This is a genomic window from Rhizohabitans arisaemae (genome assembly GCF_025996515.1).
Taxonomy (GTDB): Bacteria; Actinomycetota; Actinomycetes; order Streptosporangiales; family Streptosporangiaceae; genus Rhizohabitans; species Rhizohabitans arisaemae.
Genome location: NZ_BLRH01000055.1, coordinates 67,815 through 84,645, shown reverse-complemented (window position 1 = coordinate 84,645; position 16,831 = coordinate 67,815). Strand labels below are relative to the sequence as shown.

The 16,831-nt window shown below is 71.0% G+C and carries 12 protein-coding genes and 1 other RNA gene; 6 read left to right on the top strand and 7 right to left on the bottom strand.

The window, feature by feature from the left end:
* Positions 1 to 134 precede the first annotated feature (134 nt).
* Positions 135 to 1,289 (top strand): hypothetical protein, encoded by a 1,155-nt coding sequence (locus RUR_RS27005; RefSeq protein WP_283138014.1) that lies wholly within the window; start codon positions 135 to 137, stop codon positions 1,287 to 1,289.
* Here the strand turns inward: RUR_RS27005 and RUR_RS27000 are convergent.
* The 5 genes from RUR_RS27000 to RUR_RS26980 form a co-directional block, all read right to left on the bottom strand.
* Positions 1,225 to 2,259: a copper resistance D family protein gene (locus tag RUR_RS27000; protein ID WP_283138013.1), complete on the bottom strand. Its 1,035-nt coding sequence runs from the start codon at positions 2,257 to 2,259 to the stop codon at positions 1,225 to 1,227. The genes RUR_RS27005 and RUR_RS27000 overlap by 65 nt on opposite strands.
* On the bottom strand, positions 2,256 to 2,903 hold the full coding sequence (locus RUR_RS26995) for a copper resistance CopC family protein (RefSeq protein WP_283138012.1): 648 nt from the start codon (positions 2,901 to 2,903) through the stop codon (positions 2,256 to 2,258). Before RUR_RS26995 ends, RUR_RS27000 begins: the two co-directional genes overlap by 4 nt.
* Positions 2,904 to 3,217: 314 nt before the next feature.
* On the bottom strand, positions 3,218 to 5,674 hold the full coding sequence (locus tag RUR_RS26990; RefSeq protein ID WP_283138011.1) for a chitinase C-terminal domain-containing protein: 2,457 nt from the start codon (positions 5,672 to 5,674) through the stop codon (positions 3,218 to 3,220).
* A 154-nt stretch (positions 5,675 to 5,828) separates the two neighbouring features.
* The gene (locus tag RUR_RS26985) at positions 5,829 to 6,755 is read right to left on the bottom strand and encodes a proteasome assembly chaperone family protein (protein ID WP_283138010.1); all 927 of its coding nucleotides are present in this window, start codon (positions 6,753 to 6,755) and stop codon (positions 5,829 to 5,831) included.
* 187 nt (positions 6,756 to 6,942) lie between these two features.
* Positions 6,943 to 7,380: a TIGR03668 family PPOX class F420-dependent oxidoreductase gene (locus RUR_RS26980; protein WP_283138009.1), complete on the bottom strand. Its 438-nt coding sequence runs from the start codon at positions 7,378 to 7,380 to the stop codon at positions 6,943 to 6,945.
* 71 nt (positions 7,381 to 7,451) lie between these two features.
* Between RUR_RS26980 and RUR_RS26975 the strand changes: the two genes are divergently transcribed.
* From RUR_RS26975 to RUR_RS26955, 5 genes are all read left to right on the top strand, one after another.
* Positions 7,452 to 8,282 carry a Nif3-like dinuclear metal center hexameric protein gene (locus RUR_RS26975; protein ID WP_283138008.1) on the top strand — a complete coding sequence of 277 codons (831 nt, stop codon included), beginning with the start codon at positions 7,452 to 7,454 and terminating at the stop codon, positions 8,280 to 8,282.
* Positions 8,279 to 9,019: a zinc ribbon domain-containing protein gene (locus tag RUR_RS26970; RefSeq protein ID WP_283138007.1), complete on the top strand. Its 741-nt coding sequence runs from the start codon at positions 8,279 to 8,281 to the stop codon at positions 9,017 to 9,019. Before RUR_RS26975 ends, RUR_RS26970 begins: the two co-directional genes overlap by 4 nt.
* 4 nt (positions 9,020 to 9,023) lie before the next feature.
* Entirely contained in the window at positions 9,024 to 10,169 is a 1,146-nt protein-coding gene (locus RUR_RS26965) for a bifunctional RNase H/acid phosphatase (RefSeq protein WP_283138006.1), read from the top strand.
* Positions 10,170 to 11,014: 845 nt separating this feature from the next.
* Positions 11,015 to 11,410, top strand: an RNA gene (gene rnpB, locus RUR_RS26960) — RNase P RNA component class A.
* 269 nt (positions 11,411 to 11,679) lie between these two features.
* Positions 11,680 to 12,816 (top strand): tetratricopeptide repeat protein, encoded by a 1,137-nt coding sequence (locus tag RUR_RS26955; RefSeq protein ID WP_283138005.1) that lies wholly within the window; start codon positions 11,680 to 11,682, stop codon positions 12,814 to 12,816.
* 151 nt (positions 12,817 to 12,967) lie between these two features.
* Here RUR_RS26955 and RUR_RS26950 read toward each other — a convergent pair whose 3' ends face one another.
* Positions 12,968 to 15,223 carry a SulP family inorganic anion transporter gene (locus RUR_RS26950; protein WP_283138004.1) on the bottom strand — a complete coding sequence of 752 codons (2,256 nt, stop codon included), beginning with the start codon at positions 15,221 to 15,223 and terminating at the stop codon, positions 12,968 to 12,970.
* 134 nt (positions 15,224 to 15,357) lie between these two features.
* A complete protein-coding gene (locus tag RUR_RS26945) occupies positions 15,358 to 16,806 on the bottom strand; it encodes a hypothetical protein (RefSeq protein ID WP_283138003.1) in 1,449 nt (482 codons plus the stop codon).
* Positions 16,807 to 16,831: the final 25 nt, after the last annotated feature.

Sequence of the window (16,831 nt, the reverse complement as noted above, 5' to 3'; positions counted from 1 at the left end):
GGTGGGGCGGGATACCCACGGTGAGCTGCGGGAAGCCCAAAGTGTCGGATACGCTGAGCGCGCTTTGGGATTGTAGGGATATCGGGGACATCCCCGATTGCGCGGTCTAGGTGAGGAACGGCATCATTCAGCGGGTGAAGGTACCAGCCGCCATACAGCCTCTGGTCAACACCGCCCTCTCGCACTGGGAGCGTGGCGAACCAGGACGTGAGACGCCCGTCGAACTTCTGTACCTGCTTTACGGCGGGTGGGTGACGGCGTTCTTCCTCAAGGTCCTCGGCTCCTCCTGGGACGTCTCCTGGCACTTCAAATGGCTCCGTGACGACCTCGCCCCACCGCACCTGATCAACTCGGTCGGTACCGGGATCGTCGTCACCCTGGTGATCGTGCACACCTACACCGGGCTCGGCGTGGACCGCCTCGCGTTGCGCCTGATGCAGTGGGGCACCGGCACCTTCCTGGTCGCGGTGCCCCTGGACCTGATCAACCACAGGGTGAACGGTCTGGACATCACGTCCTGGAGCCCCTCCCACATGCTGCTGTACATCGGCACGGCGTTCATGATCGCCGGGGTGATCCGGGGCTGGTACGTCTGCGCGGCGCCGGGCCGGATCCGCGACCTCGGGCTGCTGGCGCTCTTCGTCTACTGCATGGAGAACACCCTCTTCCCCGCGCAGCACCAGGAGTACGGCGTCTTCGGCATCATGGCCTGGGACCGCGGCGAGCCGTACGCGGAGCCGATCCTGCTGCAGTTCGCCGCCGACCAGATGGAGCGCCCGGTCGACCGGGAGATGGTGGTGAACTTCTCCCTCCCGGCGGCGGACTGGGTGTACCCGGTGTACATGGTGGCCGCGGTGATGTTCGCCCTGGTCGTCGCCCGGATGCTGGTCGGGTTCCGGTTCACCGCCACCGTCGTGGCCGCCGTCTACGTGGCCTACCGATGCGTGATCTGGCCGCTCCTGTTCGTCGCGGACTTCCCGCCGTCGGCCATCCCCTTCTTCCTCGTCGCCACGGCCCTCGTCGTGGACCTGGTCTTCATGATCCCGATGGAGGCCCGGATCCGCGCGGTCGCGGGCGCGCTGCTCATCACGGCGGGCGGGTACGGCGCGCTGGCCGCCCAGAGTTCGCTCTACTACGCCCCGCCGCTCGTCCCGGCGTCGGCGCCGGTCGCGGCGGGGGTGCTCGTCGTGGCCTGGTTCGTCACGCTGTACGGCCCCGGGCTGGTCAGCCGGCTACGGACGCGCGAGTCAGCACCACCGCTACCCCGTACGCCACGCCCATCACCGTGATCTCGGTCGCGGCCCACGCCATGACCGCCGTCCCCCGCCGTGCCACGACGGCGGGGAGCAGGCGGAAGCGGATGTGGGCCGCGAGCGGGATGAGCAGGGCCACGCAGGCGACCTTGGCGAGCACCAGGATCCCGTACCCGGTGGTGAACAGCGAGCCCGGCAGCTCGGTGCCCGGGGTGAGCGCGATCGTGGACAGGCCGCTGATCAGCCCCGAGACACCCACCACGGCAAGGCACACCGTGGCCACCTTGGAGAACTTCGGCAGCGCCCGGGCGAGGAGCTCCCGGTCCCGCGCGACGAAGAGGATCACGGCGAGCAGGCCGCCGACCCACGCGGCCGAGCCCATCACGTGGAACTCCATGCCGATCATGATGGGGTCGTGCCAGACCGAGTTGACCGCGTGCCCGGTGACCGGGATGGGGAGCAGCCCGAAGAACGCGACGATGATCCGCAACTCGGCCGGCACCTTCTCGCCGAAGCGGACCGCCAGCAGGCCGAGCCCGGCGTAGGCGAGGGCGCAGGCGCCGCTGAGCAGCAGTCCCTGCCCGGCGCCCACGTCGCCCACGTACTGCATCACCAGGCCGGGGGTCGGGAACCGGTCCGGGTACAGCTCGGCCGTCTGGAGCACGATCGCGGTGAACGCGGCCAGCGCCCACCCCCAGGCGGCGGTGACCGCGGCCTCCCTGGCCCGGCGCATGACCGGCTCGGTCCGGTCCGGGCGGTCGAAGCCGAGCAGTTTGGGCAGCAGGCTCAGTCCGACGACGAGCGAGGCCGCGACGTCGAGCAGCACGCGGACGATCGGGACGCCGTAGTTGACGAACGGTCCGGGCGCGGGGATCCCCGGGACGGGCTCCTCGGTGGTGAAGGCCGTCCCGACGATCACGGCGATCGAGGCGCCGAGCAGCAGCCCGGCGACCACCACGTGGGAGGAACGGCTGCCGAGCCGTCCGGTCGCCTGGGTCGCCGTCATGCGCTCGCGCCCTTCGCGTCCTGGTCGCCGGAGGGCGCCGGGCGGCCCCTCCGGAGCGCGACGACGGTGCCGACACCCAGCAGCAGGATCGCCACGGCCATCCCGGCCACCGCGACCCCCGCGCCGCCGTTCTGCGCGGCCTCCGCCGCCTCCGCGCTGAGGTCCTGCGCCGGGGGCGCCTCCTGCACCGCGACGGGTGCCGTGGACGGCGACGGCGACCCGGCCGCGGATCCAGGCGACGACGCAGACGGTGACGCCGGCGGGGGCGACGCGCCCGGTCCCGGGGCGGTCAAGGTGAAGCGCACGGTGCCCGAGATGGGGTGGCCGTCGGAGGACAGGACGCGGTAGCCGATCACGTACTTGCCGGCCGGGCCGAGCGGCTTGATCGGGGAGGTGACCTTCGCACCGCTCACCTTCACCGGACCCTGCTCCCATCGGGTGCCGCCGGGTCCGGTGACCGTGACCTGGGCGAAGCCCTGCCGGGCCGGTTGGTCGAAGACCAGGGTGACGCTCCGCGGCGCCGAGGCGACGGAGGAGTCCTTCTTGGGATCGCTGTCGATCAGCACGTTGTGCGCGTTCGCGGGGGCCGACAGCCAGGCGACCCCGGCCCAGGCGAGTATCAGGACCGTCAGCAGTCGCCTCACCGGGAACGGCCTCCTTCTTGCGGGGGTGGTTGCCTGACATCGTGCCATCTCCGGGGCACCGGGTGCACCGCCGCCCTCGCCGGACGGGAGGATCGGGCGGTTCGGCCCGCGGCCCGGCCGGGCCGCGGGCCGTACAGGACGCGATCCTCGACCCCGCTTTCCCGGCGGCGCCGCCCGGCCCGCGGTCCCGGGGAAAAGGCCGACGGGCGAGCGGCTGGACCCGAGTCAGCCGCTCGCCCGTCGTGTTCAGTGTGTTCCCTGTTCCCCGGGTGGGTCACACCCGGGGACGTCTTACTCCGGACGCGGATCCGTCGCTAGCAGGGACCGAGGTTGGTCCAGACGGGGTTGACGCCGGGCTCGTTGTTCTGGTTCCACCAGCCGGCCCGCCAGGCCTTGTTGTTGTGGGAGACCTTCATGCCCGCGGTGTAGATCGCGTTGCGGTCCCACGGCGGGTCGACGCAGGTGCCGGTCGGGTCGACCGTCGGGGAGCTGCCGGTGCACGGCCCGAGCTCGGTCCAGACCGAGTTCACGCCGGGTTCGGCGTTCTGGTTCCACCAGCCGGCCACCCAGGCCTTGTTGTTGTGGGAGACCTTCATGCCTCCGGTGTAGATCGCGTTGCGGTCCCACGCCGGGTCGGTGCAGGAACCGGTCGGGTCGGCGGTCGGCTCGGTGACGATCGCGCCGCGGGCGTTGTCCTGGACCAGGCCGTAGGTCTTGCCGCCGAAGGTGACGGTGTAGTTGATCGGGCCCGGGACCGGGAGGTAGTAGACGTAGGTCGTGGTGGCCGAGGCACCCGGGGGCAGCGCCGACGGGAGCTTCATGGAGACCCGGTTGAAGTCGCCCTTGAGCCCGCCGACGTTGGGGCCGGTGTGCTCGCTGCGGATCACCCGGAGCTGCCAGCCGTTCTGGTCGGAGGCGGTGCCCGGTGCCGCGGAGGCGTAGTCCCACTGGAACTCCGCGCCCGCCGGGATCGTGGTCGTGCCGCGGTTGGTGATCGTCAGCTTGGGGTTGATCGGGTAGAGGTTGTCACCGTTGGCGAACTGCGAGGTCTCCACGGTGACGTTGAGCTTCTCGTTCGGGATGGCGACCTTGGACACGGCCGCCCCGTACGGCGTGGCGGTCCTGAACTTGTCGTAGAGGAGGTTGGTCATCACGTGACCCATGCCGTACTCGGCCTTGGCGGAGTCGTAGGCGTAGTCGCCGGCCAGCTCCCAGATCATGATGCCGCCGATGCCGTTGTTCACCACGTAGTCGGCCTTGGCTCCGAGGGACTCGGTGGTCTCGGTGGAGAGGAACACCTTCTTGGTGGCGTTCCACAGCCAGGGGGCCTTGAGCGTGGCGTCGTAGTGCGCGGCGTAGGTGCCGGTCAGCCGGTCGTCGGGGTCGGTCGCCGGGGTCAGGCCGTAGGCGCCGATGTAGGAGCCCGACTTGCCGTCCTGGAGGTTCTTGGCGTGCCAGAGCGGGTTGCCGCCGCCGGCGACCTCCTTGTCGTTCTCCAGGTCGAACCAGACGTTGTCGATGCCGCGGGCGCCGTCGCCGCAGGTGGTCAGGCCGATGTTGCACGTTGTGCTGGGTGCCTTGCCCCATAGGCCGTTTGTGCCGCCTTGGACGTTACGCCAGCCCCGGGTGTAGTACGGCACACCGATGTTGATCCGGCCGGACTGCATCGCCCCCCGGAAGTAGTGGTAGGCCCAGTCGGTGTTGAGGTAGCCGATCTTGCCGTACTGCTGCTGCTCGTAGTAGTTCCACTTGATGAGCTCGTTGTCCTTGCCGTCGTCGTAGAGGGCGGCGTTCGGGCCGACGAACTCGTTCCAGGCGCCGTGCAGGTCGTAGGACATGATGTTGACGTAGTCCAGGAACTGCAGCACCTGGAAGGTCTCCATGCCCCGCATCAGCCAGCCCGAGGAGGGCGAGGCGATGGTGAGCATGTAGTACTTGCCGTCCGCGACGGAGGCGGCGTCGAGCTTCTCCCGCAGCGTCTTCATCAGCACGGTGTAGCTCTTCATCAGCCCGGCGCGCCGCCCGTTGGCGATGGTCCAGTCGAGCGGGTGCCCGGCGTTGTTCATCGAGGTGGGGTACTCGTAGTCGATGTCCACGCCGTTGAACCCGTAGGTCCGGATGAACTGGACGGCCGAGTCGGCGAAGGTGTTGATCGCCGCGGTGTTGACCCCGCCGGAGGAGGTGGTGGTCATGTTGTAGAAGCCGCCGGTGGGGGAGCGTTCACCGGTCTCGCCGATGATTCCGCCGGTCTCGGCCCAGCCGCCGACGGAGACCAGGGTCTTCACGTCGGGGTTCAGCTTCTTGTACTTGTTGAGCAGGTTGAAGTGGCCCTTGTAGGTGTAGGCGGAGTCCATTTCGGCCCCGGCCTTGCCCGGCCACTCCATGCCGGTGGCGGGGTTGTTGGCGTTGTTCGCGCCGACCGATATGCGGTTGTCGGTGCCGACGTGGGCGAACGCGTAGTTGATGTGTGTGATCTTGCTCCACGGGATGTCCGGGGCGAGATATGCGGGTTGGCCGGTCTTGCCGTGCCGCCATCCGGTGAAGTATCCGATGATCCGGCGTCCGTGGTCGGCGCCGAGCTTCTCGCGCCCGTTCTCGTCGTAGACGAGGCAGTAGGGCGCGGCTACGCCCGGGGATTTGTAGAGCCCGTCCGGGCGACAGGTTTCGTGGTCCACCGCCGCCGCCGCGCCGGCGACCGCGACGAGGGTGCCGGATACGAGGGACAGGGTTGCGCCTACGGCCAAGAGCGAGGCACGCCAACGAGAGGCCATACGGGCCTCACCTCCGGTCGATTCAGGGAACTGGGGCCTGCCCCGGTCCCCGGGGGGGTTGACGTGAAGGTAAATGCGCTCAGGCCGTGACGTCAATGCTTTCTTTTAAGAAAGTTTCCAGTTAGTTTGTCTTCTGTGGTGGGAAGATGCCAGATCAGAAGTCCCCTCCGGGGTTCTCGTTTCGCCTGTCCTGTTCGGCGAGGAACCGCTCGAACTGCGCGCCGAGCTCGTCGGCCGTCGGCACCGTGCCCGGCTCCTCCGCCATCAGGCTGCCCCGATCCTCGGCTCGGGTATACGCGTCGTACTGCTCCTCCAGACCGGTGACCGCGGAGGATATCTCCGGGGAGTCCGCGATCTGCGACTCGATCTCGGCCAGGGTGCGGTCCGCAGACTCCCGCAACCCGTCCATGGGGAGCGTGAGCCCGGTGGCCAGGCTCAGCGTCTCCAGGACGGCGAGCGCGGCGTGCGGATACTCGGTCTGGGCGAGATAGTGCGGGACCTGTACGGCGAAGCCCATCGCGTCGTGGCCCTCCTCGCCCAGCCGCAGCTCCAGCAGCGCGGCGGCGCTCCCCGGCACCTGGACCTTGCCCATCCACGGCCGGTAGGAGGCGACCAGCTCGGGCCGGGTCGCGTGCGCGATCACGCTGATCGGCCGGGTGTGCGGCACCGCCATCGGGATGCCGTGGAACGTCGCCGTCAAGCGCACCCCGAGCCGTTTCACCAGCCCGCGCACCGCGGCGGTGAAACGCTCCCACTCCCGATCCGGCTCCAGCCCGGTGAGCAGCAGGAAATCCAGGCCCACCGTGTCCCGCACGGCGTAGACGACCAGCTCGGGCCGGGTGTAGCTCTCCCAGTGGTCGGCGTCGTACACCATGACCGGGCGCCTGGCCCGGTAGTCCAGCAACCGGTCGGTGTCGAACCGCGCCACCACACGGTGCTCAAGACCGTCGAGCAGATGACTCGCGGCGAGCCGCCCGGCCGAGCCTGCGTCGACGAATCCGTCGAGATGACAGAGCAGGACCGGATCGGTCAGGTCGGGAACGTCGTCGGACAGCTCATAGAGATCCGTGGGGTCAAGCATCGCGATCGACACCTTCCGGGAGTCGTACTTCTCAAAGACAACCTACGGCGACCGGGGAAGTCACGGCGTCGATGGTACGGCTGAAGCCCGGCCGGACGACCCCGCCTCCCCTCGCCGGTCACGGCTCCGGACGGGACGACCCCAGGTTAGCGGGTCGATTCGCGGGGCGTTCCGGACTCGAGGTGACTCAGCCCGGCGTGAACGACCAGCCGGACCAGCGCTCGACCTCGATCGCGACGACCGGCCCGCCGGGCGGCCGCCCACGGTAGGCGGGGTATTTGGCCCGCAGCGCGGCGAGGGCGCGGAGCCGCTCCGGCTCCTCGGTCACCACCCGTGCCCGGCCGTCCGCGCGCACCCACCACAGGGCGGTCCAGTCCTCCTCGTAGTGGTCGGCGAGGAGGCAGACCCGCGGGCAGGCCCGGATGTTGCGGAGTCTGCGCAGGTCGGTCGTGGACTTGGGCTTGTCGTCGATCGCGGTCAGCACGGTGTCGCCGTCGAGGGCGAAGGTCACCGGCACCAGGTGCGGCCGCACGCCGCCGGAGGCGTCCGGGGTGAGGGAGGCGAGCCTGGCCACCCTGGCGGCGGTGAAGCGGGCCCTCGCCCGGTCGGCGTCCACCCCGCCCATTCAAGCAGGCTCGGACGCGGGGCCGTCCGGCGGCGAGCCCCGGGCCAGCGTGATCACGGTATTCTCGGGCCGTGCCGCAACTGTGTGACGTACTCGACGTGCTGGAAGCCGCCTACGATCCGGACTGGGCGGAGTCCTGGGATTCGGTCGGCCTCGTCTGCGGCGACCCGGCGGAGCCCGTACGGCGGGTGCTCTTCGCGGTCGACCCGGTCGCCGCCGTCCTGGAGGAGGCGCTGGAGTGGGGGGCCGATCTGATCGTGGCCCATCACCCGCTCTTCCTGCGGGGGGTGAACGGGGTGGCGGCCACGACCCCCAAAGGCAGGCTCGTCCACCGGCTCATCCGGGCGAACATCGCCCTGTACACCGCGCACACCAACGCCGACGTGGCCCGCCCCGGGGTCTCGGACGCGCTGGCCCGCGCGGTCGGGCTGACCGGCCCCCTGCGGCCGATCCGGCCGGTGCCCGGCGCCGACCCGCAGCGGTCGCCCGGGCTCGGGCGCATCGGGCTCCTGTCCGAGCCGATGTCCCTCGGCGACTTCGCCGCACAGGCGTCGGCGGGGCTCCCGGAGACGGCGGGGCCGCTCCGGGTCGCGGGAGACCCGGACGCCCCCGTCCACCGGGTGGCGGTGTGCGGGGGAGCCGGCGACTCCCTCCTTGAGGACGTGCGCGCCGGCGGGGTGGACGTCTACCTCACCGCCGACCTGCGGCACCATCCGGCGAGTGAGTTCATGGAAGTCGGCGGCCCCGCGTTGATCGACGCCGCGCACTGGGCGACCGAATGGCCGTGGCTGCGCGACGCGGCCGCGCTTGTGGAGAGCGCCCTGGGTGCGCAGGGCACTACGGTGGAGACGCGCGTATCCGCGACCGTCACCGACGCGTGGACAACTGTGAGGGACAAGTGAAAGCAGCCCAGCAAGCCCAGATCCGCCTTCTCGAGCTCGCCGAACTCGACGCGACCCTCGACAGACTGGCGCACCGCCGCCGTACTCTGCCCGAACTGGCGGAGCTGGACGAGCTCAAGACTCGGCTGGCCCGCATCGGCACCCAGATCATCACAGCGGAGACCGAGGTCGCAGATCTCGGCCGGGACCAGGTCAAGGCCGAATCCGACGTCGACGCCGTCCGGGCCCGGGCCGAGCGCGACCAGACGCGGCTGAACTCCGGTCAGGTCTCCTCCCCCAAGGACCTGGAGAGCCTGCAGTCCGAGCTCGCCTCGCTCCGGCGTCGCCAGTCCGACCTGGAGGAGGTGGTCCTGGAGATCATGGAGCGGCGGGAGACGGCCGAATCCACCGTGGCCAGGCTCACCGCCGAGCGGGACGAGGTCGCCACGGCGCGGGCCGCCGTCGAGGACCGCCGGGACGTCGCGTTCGCCGACATCGACAAGGAGGCCGGTGCCACGGGCGAGCGGCGCAAGGCGGTCGCCGAGGAGATCCCCGGCGACCTGATGGCGCTCTACGAGAAACTGCGGGGCCAGTACGGCGTCGGCGCGGCCCGGCTGCTCCGCGGCCGCTGCGACGGGTGCAAGGTCTCGCTCGCCGTCGCCGACCTCAACCGGATCCGGGCCGCCGCGGCCGACGAGGTGCTCCGCTGCGAGGAGTGCCGCCGCATCCTGGTCCGGACCCCCGAGTCGGGACTCTGATCCCTTGAAAGTGATCGTCGAGGCGGACGGCGGGTCCCGGGGCAACCCCGGCCCGGCGGGGTACGGCGCCGTCGTCCGGTCGGTCGGCGGCCAGACACTCGCCGAGGTCGCCGAGGCCATCGGCACCGAGACCAACAACGTGGCCGAGTACCGCGGGCTCATCGCCGGACTCCGGGCCGCGGCCGCGCTGGGCGCCACCACGGTGGAGGCCCGGATGGACTCCAAGCTCGTGGTCGAGCAGATGTCCGGCCGCTGGAAAATCAAGAACGAGGGACTGCGGCCGCTCGCGCTGGAAGCGGGCAGGGTCGCGCGTGACCTCGGCAGGGTCACCTACGCCTGGATCCCGCGCGAGCGCAACGCGCACGCCGACCGGCTCGCCAACGAGGCCATGGACGCGGCGGCCAAAGGGCTCACCTGGCAGGCGAAAGGCGTGACCCGGCCCGAGGCCGTACCCGCCCCCGCGCAGCGGGCCGAGGCGGAGACGGACTCCGGCGGGCGGCCACGGACCGGGTGGATGGGGCCGAGCGACCAGCCGACCTCGCTGCTGCTCCTGCGGCACGGCCAGACACCGCTCTCGGTCGAACGCCGCTTCTCCGGGCTCGGCGACGTGGAGCTGACCGAGCAGGGGGTGGCCCAGGCCGAGGCCGCGGCACGGCGGCTGGCCCGCGAACCGCGGATCGACGTGGTCGTGAGCTCGCCCTTGACCCGGGCGATGCAGACCGCGCGGATCGTCGCCGGGGCCCTGGACCTGCCCGTCCAGGCGGTCGAAGGGCTCAGGGAGGCCGACTTCGGGGAGTGGGAGGGACACACCTTCGGAGAGATCCGCGACAAGTGGCCGGACGAGCTCACCCGCTGGCTCGACGATCCTGGGGTCGCGCCGCCCGGCGGGGAGAGCTTCACCGCCGCGGCCCGGCGGGTCAAGGACGCGAGGGAGAAACTGCTCGCCGCCCACCCGGGGCGGACGATCCTCGCCGTCTCACACGTCACCCCGATCAAGATGCTGCTGCGGATGGCCCTGCTGGCACCCCCGGCCGCCCTGTACCGGATGCACCTGGACGTGGCCTGCCTCTCCCACATCGACTTCTACCCCGACGGCCCCTCCGTGGTCCACTCCTTCAACGACACCGCCCATCTCGCCGTTCCACGGTGACCTGCGGCGGTCTTCGTCAGCGTTGATCGCGGTCGGTGGGTACCGTACAAAGGTCGCGATACCCACTGCCGCGCGCATTCTCGCGTCCCAGAGGCCGCGGCGCGAGACGTGCGTACCTAGCATGACCGGCACCTAAGCCCTGTCTCGAAGCCCGATACCCGACGAGGCCACGCCCCCGTACGTCGTTTGGGTGATCGTTGCGCTGTGTGTTCCTTGGGGGGTGCGCGTACGGCAAGGATCATTTGGTGTCGGGTGCAGGTGGTGCGGATCCTGGTGGTCTTTGTGCGGCCTGCGGCTCGTACGTCGTTTGGGTGATCGTTGTGCTGTGTGTTCCTTGGGGGGTGCGCGTACGGCAAGGATCATCTGGTGTCGGGTGCAGGTGGTTCGGATCCTGGTGGTCTTTGTGCGGCCTGCGGCCCGTACGTCGTCCACGTGATCGTCGCGCTGTACGTGCCTTGAGTGTGCGCAAACCGCAATGATCATGGGGTTCGGCTGTGGGCGGCTCGGGGTTTTCTGGTGATCGTTGTGTTGTGTGTTCCTCGTGGGGTGCGTACAGCACAACGATCACGGGTGTGGCGTTCGGTACGGCTGAAGGTGGCTCGGAGCGCGGCGTGGGCCGTACCCCGCTTCGCTCGTGTGATCGTTGTGCTGTGTGTTCCTTGAGGGGTGCGCACACGGCAAGGATCAGGTGGACGGTACGGGGGCTGTCTGACATCGAAACGGGCTTTGGAATCCGGCCGTGCTCACGACCAAGGCCGGGCGGTCATGGAGGCACGGTTGGGTTGGTGGTCCGGTGGCCGGTGTGCGCGGGGCGGGCGCAGGCTCTAGGCTGGAGGTACGGCGGACGAGCCGGACGGGCGGCCGCGTCGGGGTTCCGCGAGGGATCCCGCCGAGGAAGGTCCGGGCTCCACAGGGCAGGGTGGTCGGTAACGCCGACCCGGGGTGACCCGCGGGACAGTGCCACAGAGAGCAGACCGCCTTTCCCGGAAGGGGAGGGTAAGGGTGAAAGGGTGGTGTAAGAGACCACCAGCGCCCAAGGTGACTTGGGCGGCTCGGTAAACCCCACCCGGAGCAAGGTCAAGAGGGGATCCTCCGGGGTCCCTGCGTGGGCGTTCGAGGGCTGCCCGCCCGAGTCCACGGGTAGACCGCACGAGGCCGCGGGCAACCGCGGTCCTAGATGGATGGTCGCCGGGCCCGCACACGCGGGCCTACAGAACCCGGCCTACAGTCCGACTCGTCCGCCGCGCCGGTGATCCGGTCGCTTCTTCCGCCCCATCCGTCTCGTCTGTTGGGCGGAAGATGGCATTGGCTGTGCATGATCGGTGGAGTTGTGGTGCAATGCCTAGCTGAAACCCCCACCGATCACACGCCGAGCGCCTCCTCGGACACCCTGAGCGTCGTGATCACCGTCACGCACCGTCGGCGACGCCGTAACGGCTCACGCTTTCAGGGTCGACCAGGGCGGAGGTCCTGCTCAGGCGATGTTTCCGTACATTGATGAGGTAGTCAGATGGGTCTATGGGCCTGGTTGACAGGCAAGAGACGATCGAAGGAGACCGCCCCGGAGGAGGCTCCGGCGCCTGCCGCCGACGCGTCCCCGGCCGAGGAGCCCGTGCGGGCGGCCACACCGGCTCCCGCCGTGGACCCCGTTGTGGACGAGGAGAGCCCCGCGAAGCCGGACGCGCACACCCTCGTGCCTGAGGAGCCACCCGCCGTCCGTGACGAGCCGGTTGCCGCCGAGCCCGGCCCGGTGACGGACGGGGAGCCGTCGGACGTGATCGATGAGATCGACGCCCCGGTACCGGCGATGACCTTGGCGACGCCCTTAACCGTGATCGACCTGCTTGACCGTATCGATGGATCCAGGCCGGAGCGGACGGGCTCCGACGCCGCCGCGCGGGAGGCCTTCGCCGCCGCCGAGGTGGCGTGGGCCGAGCTGCGGGCCGCCCATGAGTCCGAGGCGGACGCCGACGCCCTGTCCCGGGTGGAGGGGGAGCTGCGTGCCGTCGCCGACCGGCTCGACGAGGTGGGGGATCCTCTCGCGGTCAAGGCGTGGCTGGACGTCGCCGATGCGGTGCGCCTGCGGGGCGGGGCGGAGGAGGACGTCCTCGCCGCCTACGCGCGGGCGCTCGACGCCGGCCCGGAGGACGGGGAGGCCTGGCGCCGCCTGCTGGAGCACGCGGGCGCGTCGCCCGACGTCCCCACGCTGACCCAGCTGTTCCGCAAGAGCCCGGTGCAGGCGCGGCCGGTGCTGATGACCCGGCTGATCGGCCTCGCCTTCGGCAAGGACAAGGCCAACCCGCTGCCCGCGGGGGAGCGCGTCGCGCTGGGCGAGGCGCTGGTGACGGCGGCGGACGCGCAGGGCGACGAGAGCAGTGTCGCCGTCCTCGCCGGTCACGTGGGTCTGCAGGCGGAGAAGGACGGCGATCTCGCCGCCGCGGTGGCGTCGTGGCGCCGGGCGGTGGCGGCGGGCAACACCAATGCGACGGTCGCCGACCGCCTCACGGTCTGGCTGGTCAAGCAGAGTGAGTTCGAGGAGGCCGCGCAGGTCATCCGGCAGGCGATGAAGGAGCCCCCGTCCGCCGCGAGTGTCCGGGACCGGCTGGAGAAGCGCCTGGCCCGCTGCGAGAAGTCCCTCTCGGCCTGAGGCGGATTCCGCCCCGCGGGTGCTCGGGGTCCTTGCCCACGTGTGGGATTCACGTGGGTACGGGCGGAGCCCGATCCTTGTCTCAGGTCCGCCGCGGACCCCGGGCCCGGAGACCGGCCGCCGTCGCGCGGCCGGTCTCCGGGCCCCCGGGCTATCCGCCGATCGAGGGGAGGGCGGGTTCCCCTCGCGGGGTCTCGTGGTCGACGACGTGGACCCGCGCGGTGGCGAGGTCGAAGTAGAGGCCGACGAGTTCCAGCTCGCCCCGTTCCTCCAGATCGGCGACGACGGGGTAGGAGCGGAGGTTGTCGAGCTGCTGGAGCACGTTGATCTGGCAGAGCCGGTCGAGGGTGTCGGGACCGGGCGAGTCGAGGTAGCGGGCGAGTGAGTGGTGCCCGTGTTCCAGCCAGCGGGTCAGTTCGGTCAGCTCGGCGGTTTTCTCCCCGCCGCTCATCAGGGCGCCCATGGCGCCGCAGCCGGAGTGGCCGCAGATGGTGATCGCCCTGACCCGGAGCACGCTCACCGCGTACTCCACCGCGGCGGCCACCGAGTGGTCGGCGGTCTCCGACCCGTACCGGGGCACCAGGTTGCCGACGTTGCGGACGGTGAACAGGTCGCCCGGGCCGCTCGCCGTCATGATGTTGGGGACGAGACGGGAGTCGGCGCAGGTGATGAAGAGGTGGGACGGTTCCTGCTTGCGGATCATCCGGGTGAGGATGGGTTGCAGCAGGGGCGCCGTCCGGGTCTGGTACTCCCTGGTCCCCGCGAGCAGGTCGGCCTGGGCGGAGGTGAGGCCGCGGCGGTGGCGGCGGCGCCGATCCGAGCGCGGCAGCCACCAGCGTTCGGGGATCGCCGGCGGTACCTTGACCGGGGGCCCGGTGTCGCCGGACGTGCGGCGCTCGTACCAGGAGTCGTGGATCTCGTGGATGTCGACGGCGCCCCCCGACCGCTCGTGGGTGAGGCGCCAGTCGTGGAGTGCCTCGAACGCCCCGTGGTCCATGAAGTCGACGTTGAGGTCGAGGTCGACGTGGGTTCCGGGCGGGATGGACTGGAGCGCCGCGACGAGCCGGGGCACCCCGAAGAACGTGAGCGAACCGGAGACGGTCACGTGCCGGCCGTCGTCGCGCTGTTCGACCCGGATCGACACCCGGGCCAGCCGCCGCAGCGCCACCACCCCGGCCACGGCGAGCCCGACGAGCACCCCTTCGGCGAGGCCGAAGACGACGACGCCGAGGAGGGTGACCAGGTAGACGGGTGCCTCCCGGTGCTGGTGCAGGTTGCGGATGTGACCTAGGTTGATCATCTGCACCCCGATGAAGACCAGGATCGCGGCGAGGGCGGCGAGGGGGATCAGGTCGATCACCGAGCTGAGCGTCAGGGTGAAGAGCAGGATCCACGTCCCGTGCATGACGGTGGACCACCGGCTGCGGGCGCCGGCGTGGACGTTGACGGTGCTGCGCACCACCACGCCCGCGACGGGCAGGCCGCACAGCGCGCCCGAGACGGTGTTCCCGATGCCCTGTGCGGCCAGTTCCCGGTTGAGGTCGGCCCGGGGGCCGCGATGCTGCCGGTCCATGGCGACGGTGCAGAGCAGCGACTCGACGCCGGCCACGAGGGCGACGGCGATGACCGCCCCGGCGATCTGCTGCCAGTCCCCGTCGGGCCAGAGCGGGCCGGTCCACGTGGTGATCGAGGAGGGCAGGTCCACCCGCTCGACGTTCCAGCCCGCCAGGAGCGAGATCGCGGTGGCGATCACCACCGCGACCAGCGGGGCCGGAACCGACCGCAGCCGGTGCGGCACGCGGGCCCAGAGCAGCAGGACCACGATGGTCAGCAGCCCGACCGCGACCGCCGGCGTGTGGTTGCGGACGAGCTGCTCGGGAAGCTCCCGCAGGTTCGCCACGGCCGAGCTCTGCGGGCTGCCGCCGAGGGCGACGTGGAGCTGGGCGAGCACGATCACCACTCCCACGCCGGCGAGCATGCCGTGCACCACGCTGGGTGACACGGCGAGCGCGGTGCGGGCCACCCGGAGCAGGCCCAGGGTGAGCTGCAGCAGGCCGGCCATGAGCGTGATGGCGCAGGTCGCGCGCCAGCCGTACGTCTGCACCAGCTCGGCCACGATCACGGTGAGCCCGGCGGCGGGGCCGCTCACCTGGACGGCGGAGCCGCCGAGGAGCCCGACCAGGACGCCGCCGACGACCGCCGCCACCAGACCCGCCATGAGCGGGGCTCCCGAGGCGACCGCGATGCCGAGGGAGAGCGGCACGGCGACGAGGAAGACGACGCAGGAGGCCGGCACGTCGTGGGTGATCACCGATCGGATCCGGGACCATCGGTATGGCGGATCGTGGGCGTGGTTCACGGTTTGCGCAGGCTCGGTGACCGCTTGGCCTGGTGGCTGCTGACCCATGGTTCCTCCTTGAAGCCCGATGTCGGTAACTCTAAGTGGAACACTGTTAACCGAGAGTCGTCGCATCTGGCAAGTCATGACGAAGGCGCGGCGGGGAAAGTGCCCACGCCGCGCCTGGTCGGAGGAGGAAAAGATCAGCGATAGTACTCCGGATAGTCGCCGTCTGCGGAGCGGCGGTGCCCGCCGCCCTGACCGGAGCCGTGCCGTCCCGAGGGGGAGGACGGGGTGTTGCCGTAGAGGTCGTCGTAGGAGGGCCAGCTCCGCTCCCGCTCGCCTTCGGGGCCTCCCGCACCGGGCGGGGCGTAGGAGCCCGGCGCGGGGGTCGCCGCGGGCTCGTATCCGCCGTAGGAGGAGGACGGGGAGGGGGTCGGGGAGGGGGTCGGGGAGGGGGAGGGGGCCGAGTAGGTGGGGGAGGGGAAGCCTCCCGAGTTGAGGGAGCCGCTGCCCGACAGCAGGTCCTCACCGGACCGGCCGCGGGAGGCGGAGGGCCCGGTCTGGGACTGGTAGGACCCGCCGCCGCCGTAGGGGGAGGGTTTGGCGTAGGAGTCGGCGTCGTCGATCGTGGCCCAGCCCTCCCGTACCTCGTAGGAGCCCGACGTCGCCGAGCTGGACGAGTAGGAGGTGTCGTACCCCTGGTAGGAGCTGCTGTCCCAGCCGGAGGAGGCCTGGGGGCCGCCGCTCGGCGCAGGCCAGCCGGAGTCGGAGGAGCCCGATCCGCCCCCGGAGCTCCAGGAGCCGGAGGTGGTGGAGCCGGAGGACTGCCAGGAGGCGGGCTCGGGCCGCTGCTCGGGGGCCGGGGCGGAGTAGCCGTAGCCGTTGCCGCCCGCCGGTGCGGAGGGGCTCGGCGTCGGCGTGGAGGGGCTCCAGGAGGGGGAGGCGGCCGAGGGGACCGAAAGGCGGGGGTCGGTCAGCGGGTCGGGCCGGGGTCCGGCCCCGGGCATCGCGCCCCGGGGGGTCATTCCGGGCGAGGTGACCGGTCCCGTGGTGTTCAGGCGCATCGGGTCGGTGGCGGGAGGGGCCTGAGGGGGCGCCGCGGCAGGCGAACCCTGCCCGACGGCGAACGTCACAGTCTTGTTCTCCGCCAGTTCGGCGGCGGTCGGCGTGTTCCGCTTCGGGAGATCGGCGCTCTGGGCCGCCGCCGGTGCGGCGGGGCGCCTGTCCTCCGGGACGGGGGCCGAGGACGGAGCGGCGCGTCGGCCGGCGAGAGACCCTCCGAAGCCCCCCTCGTCGGCGCGCACCCGCTCCCAGTAGGAGGCGTCGTAGTCGTCGGACTCACCCCACTCGTCGACCCCCCGGCGGCCTCGGGGGCGCCCCGGCGGAGGCTGTTTGGAGCGGGACGAGGGGCGGGCCGACGGCCGGGGCACGGGCCGCCCCGGACGCGGACGTGGTCCGGTCTGCTCGACGGGCTCCGCACGCTCCTCACGGTCCTCGGAGGCGTTACGCCGACCGGCCCGACTCGGCCGGTCCCACTCCTTCTCGGAGCGATCCGGCTTATCCGCTCGGCCCATTGTCCGCATGCCCAGCGCCACAACGACAAGCACTATGAGCACGACGACAACAAGGCCGATTACGACCCCAGGCATAGCACCACCCTCAAGCCAATGGCCT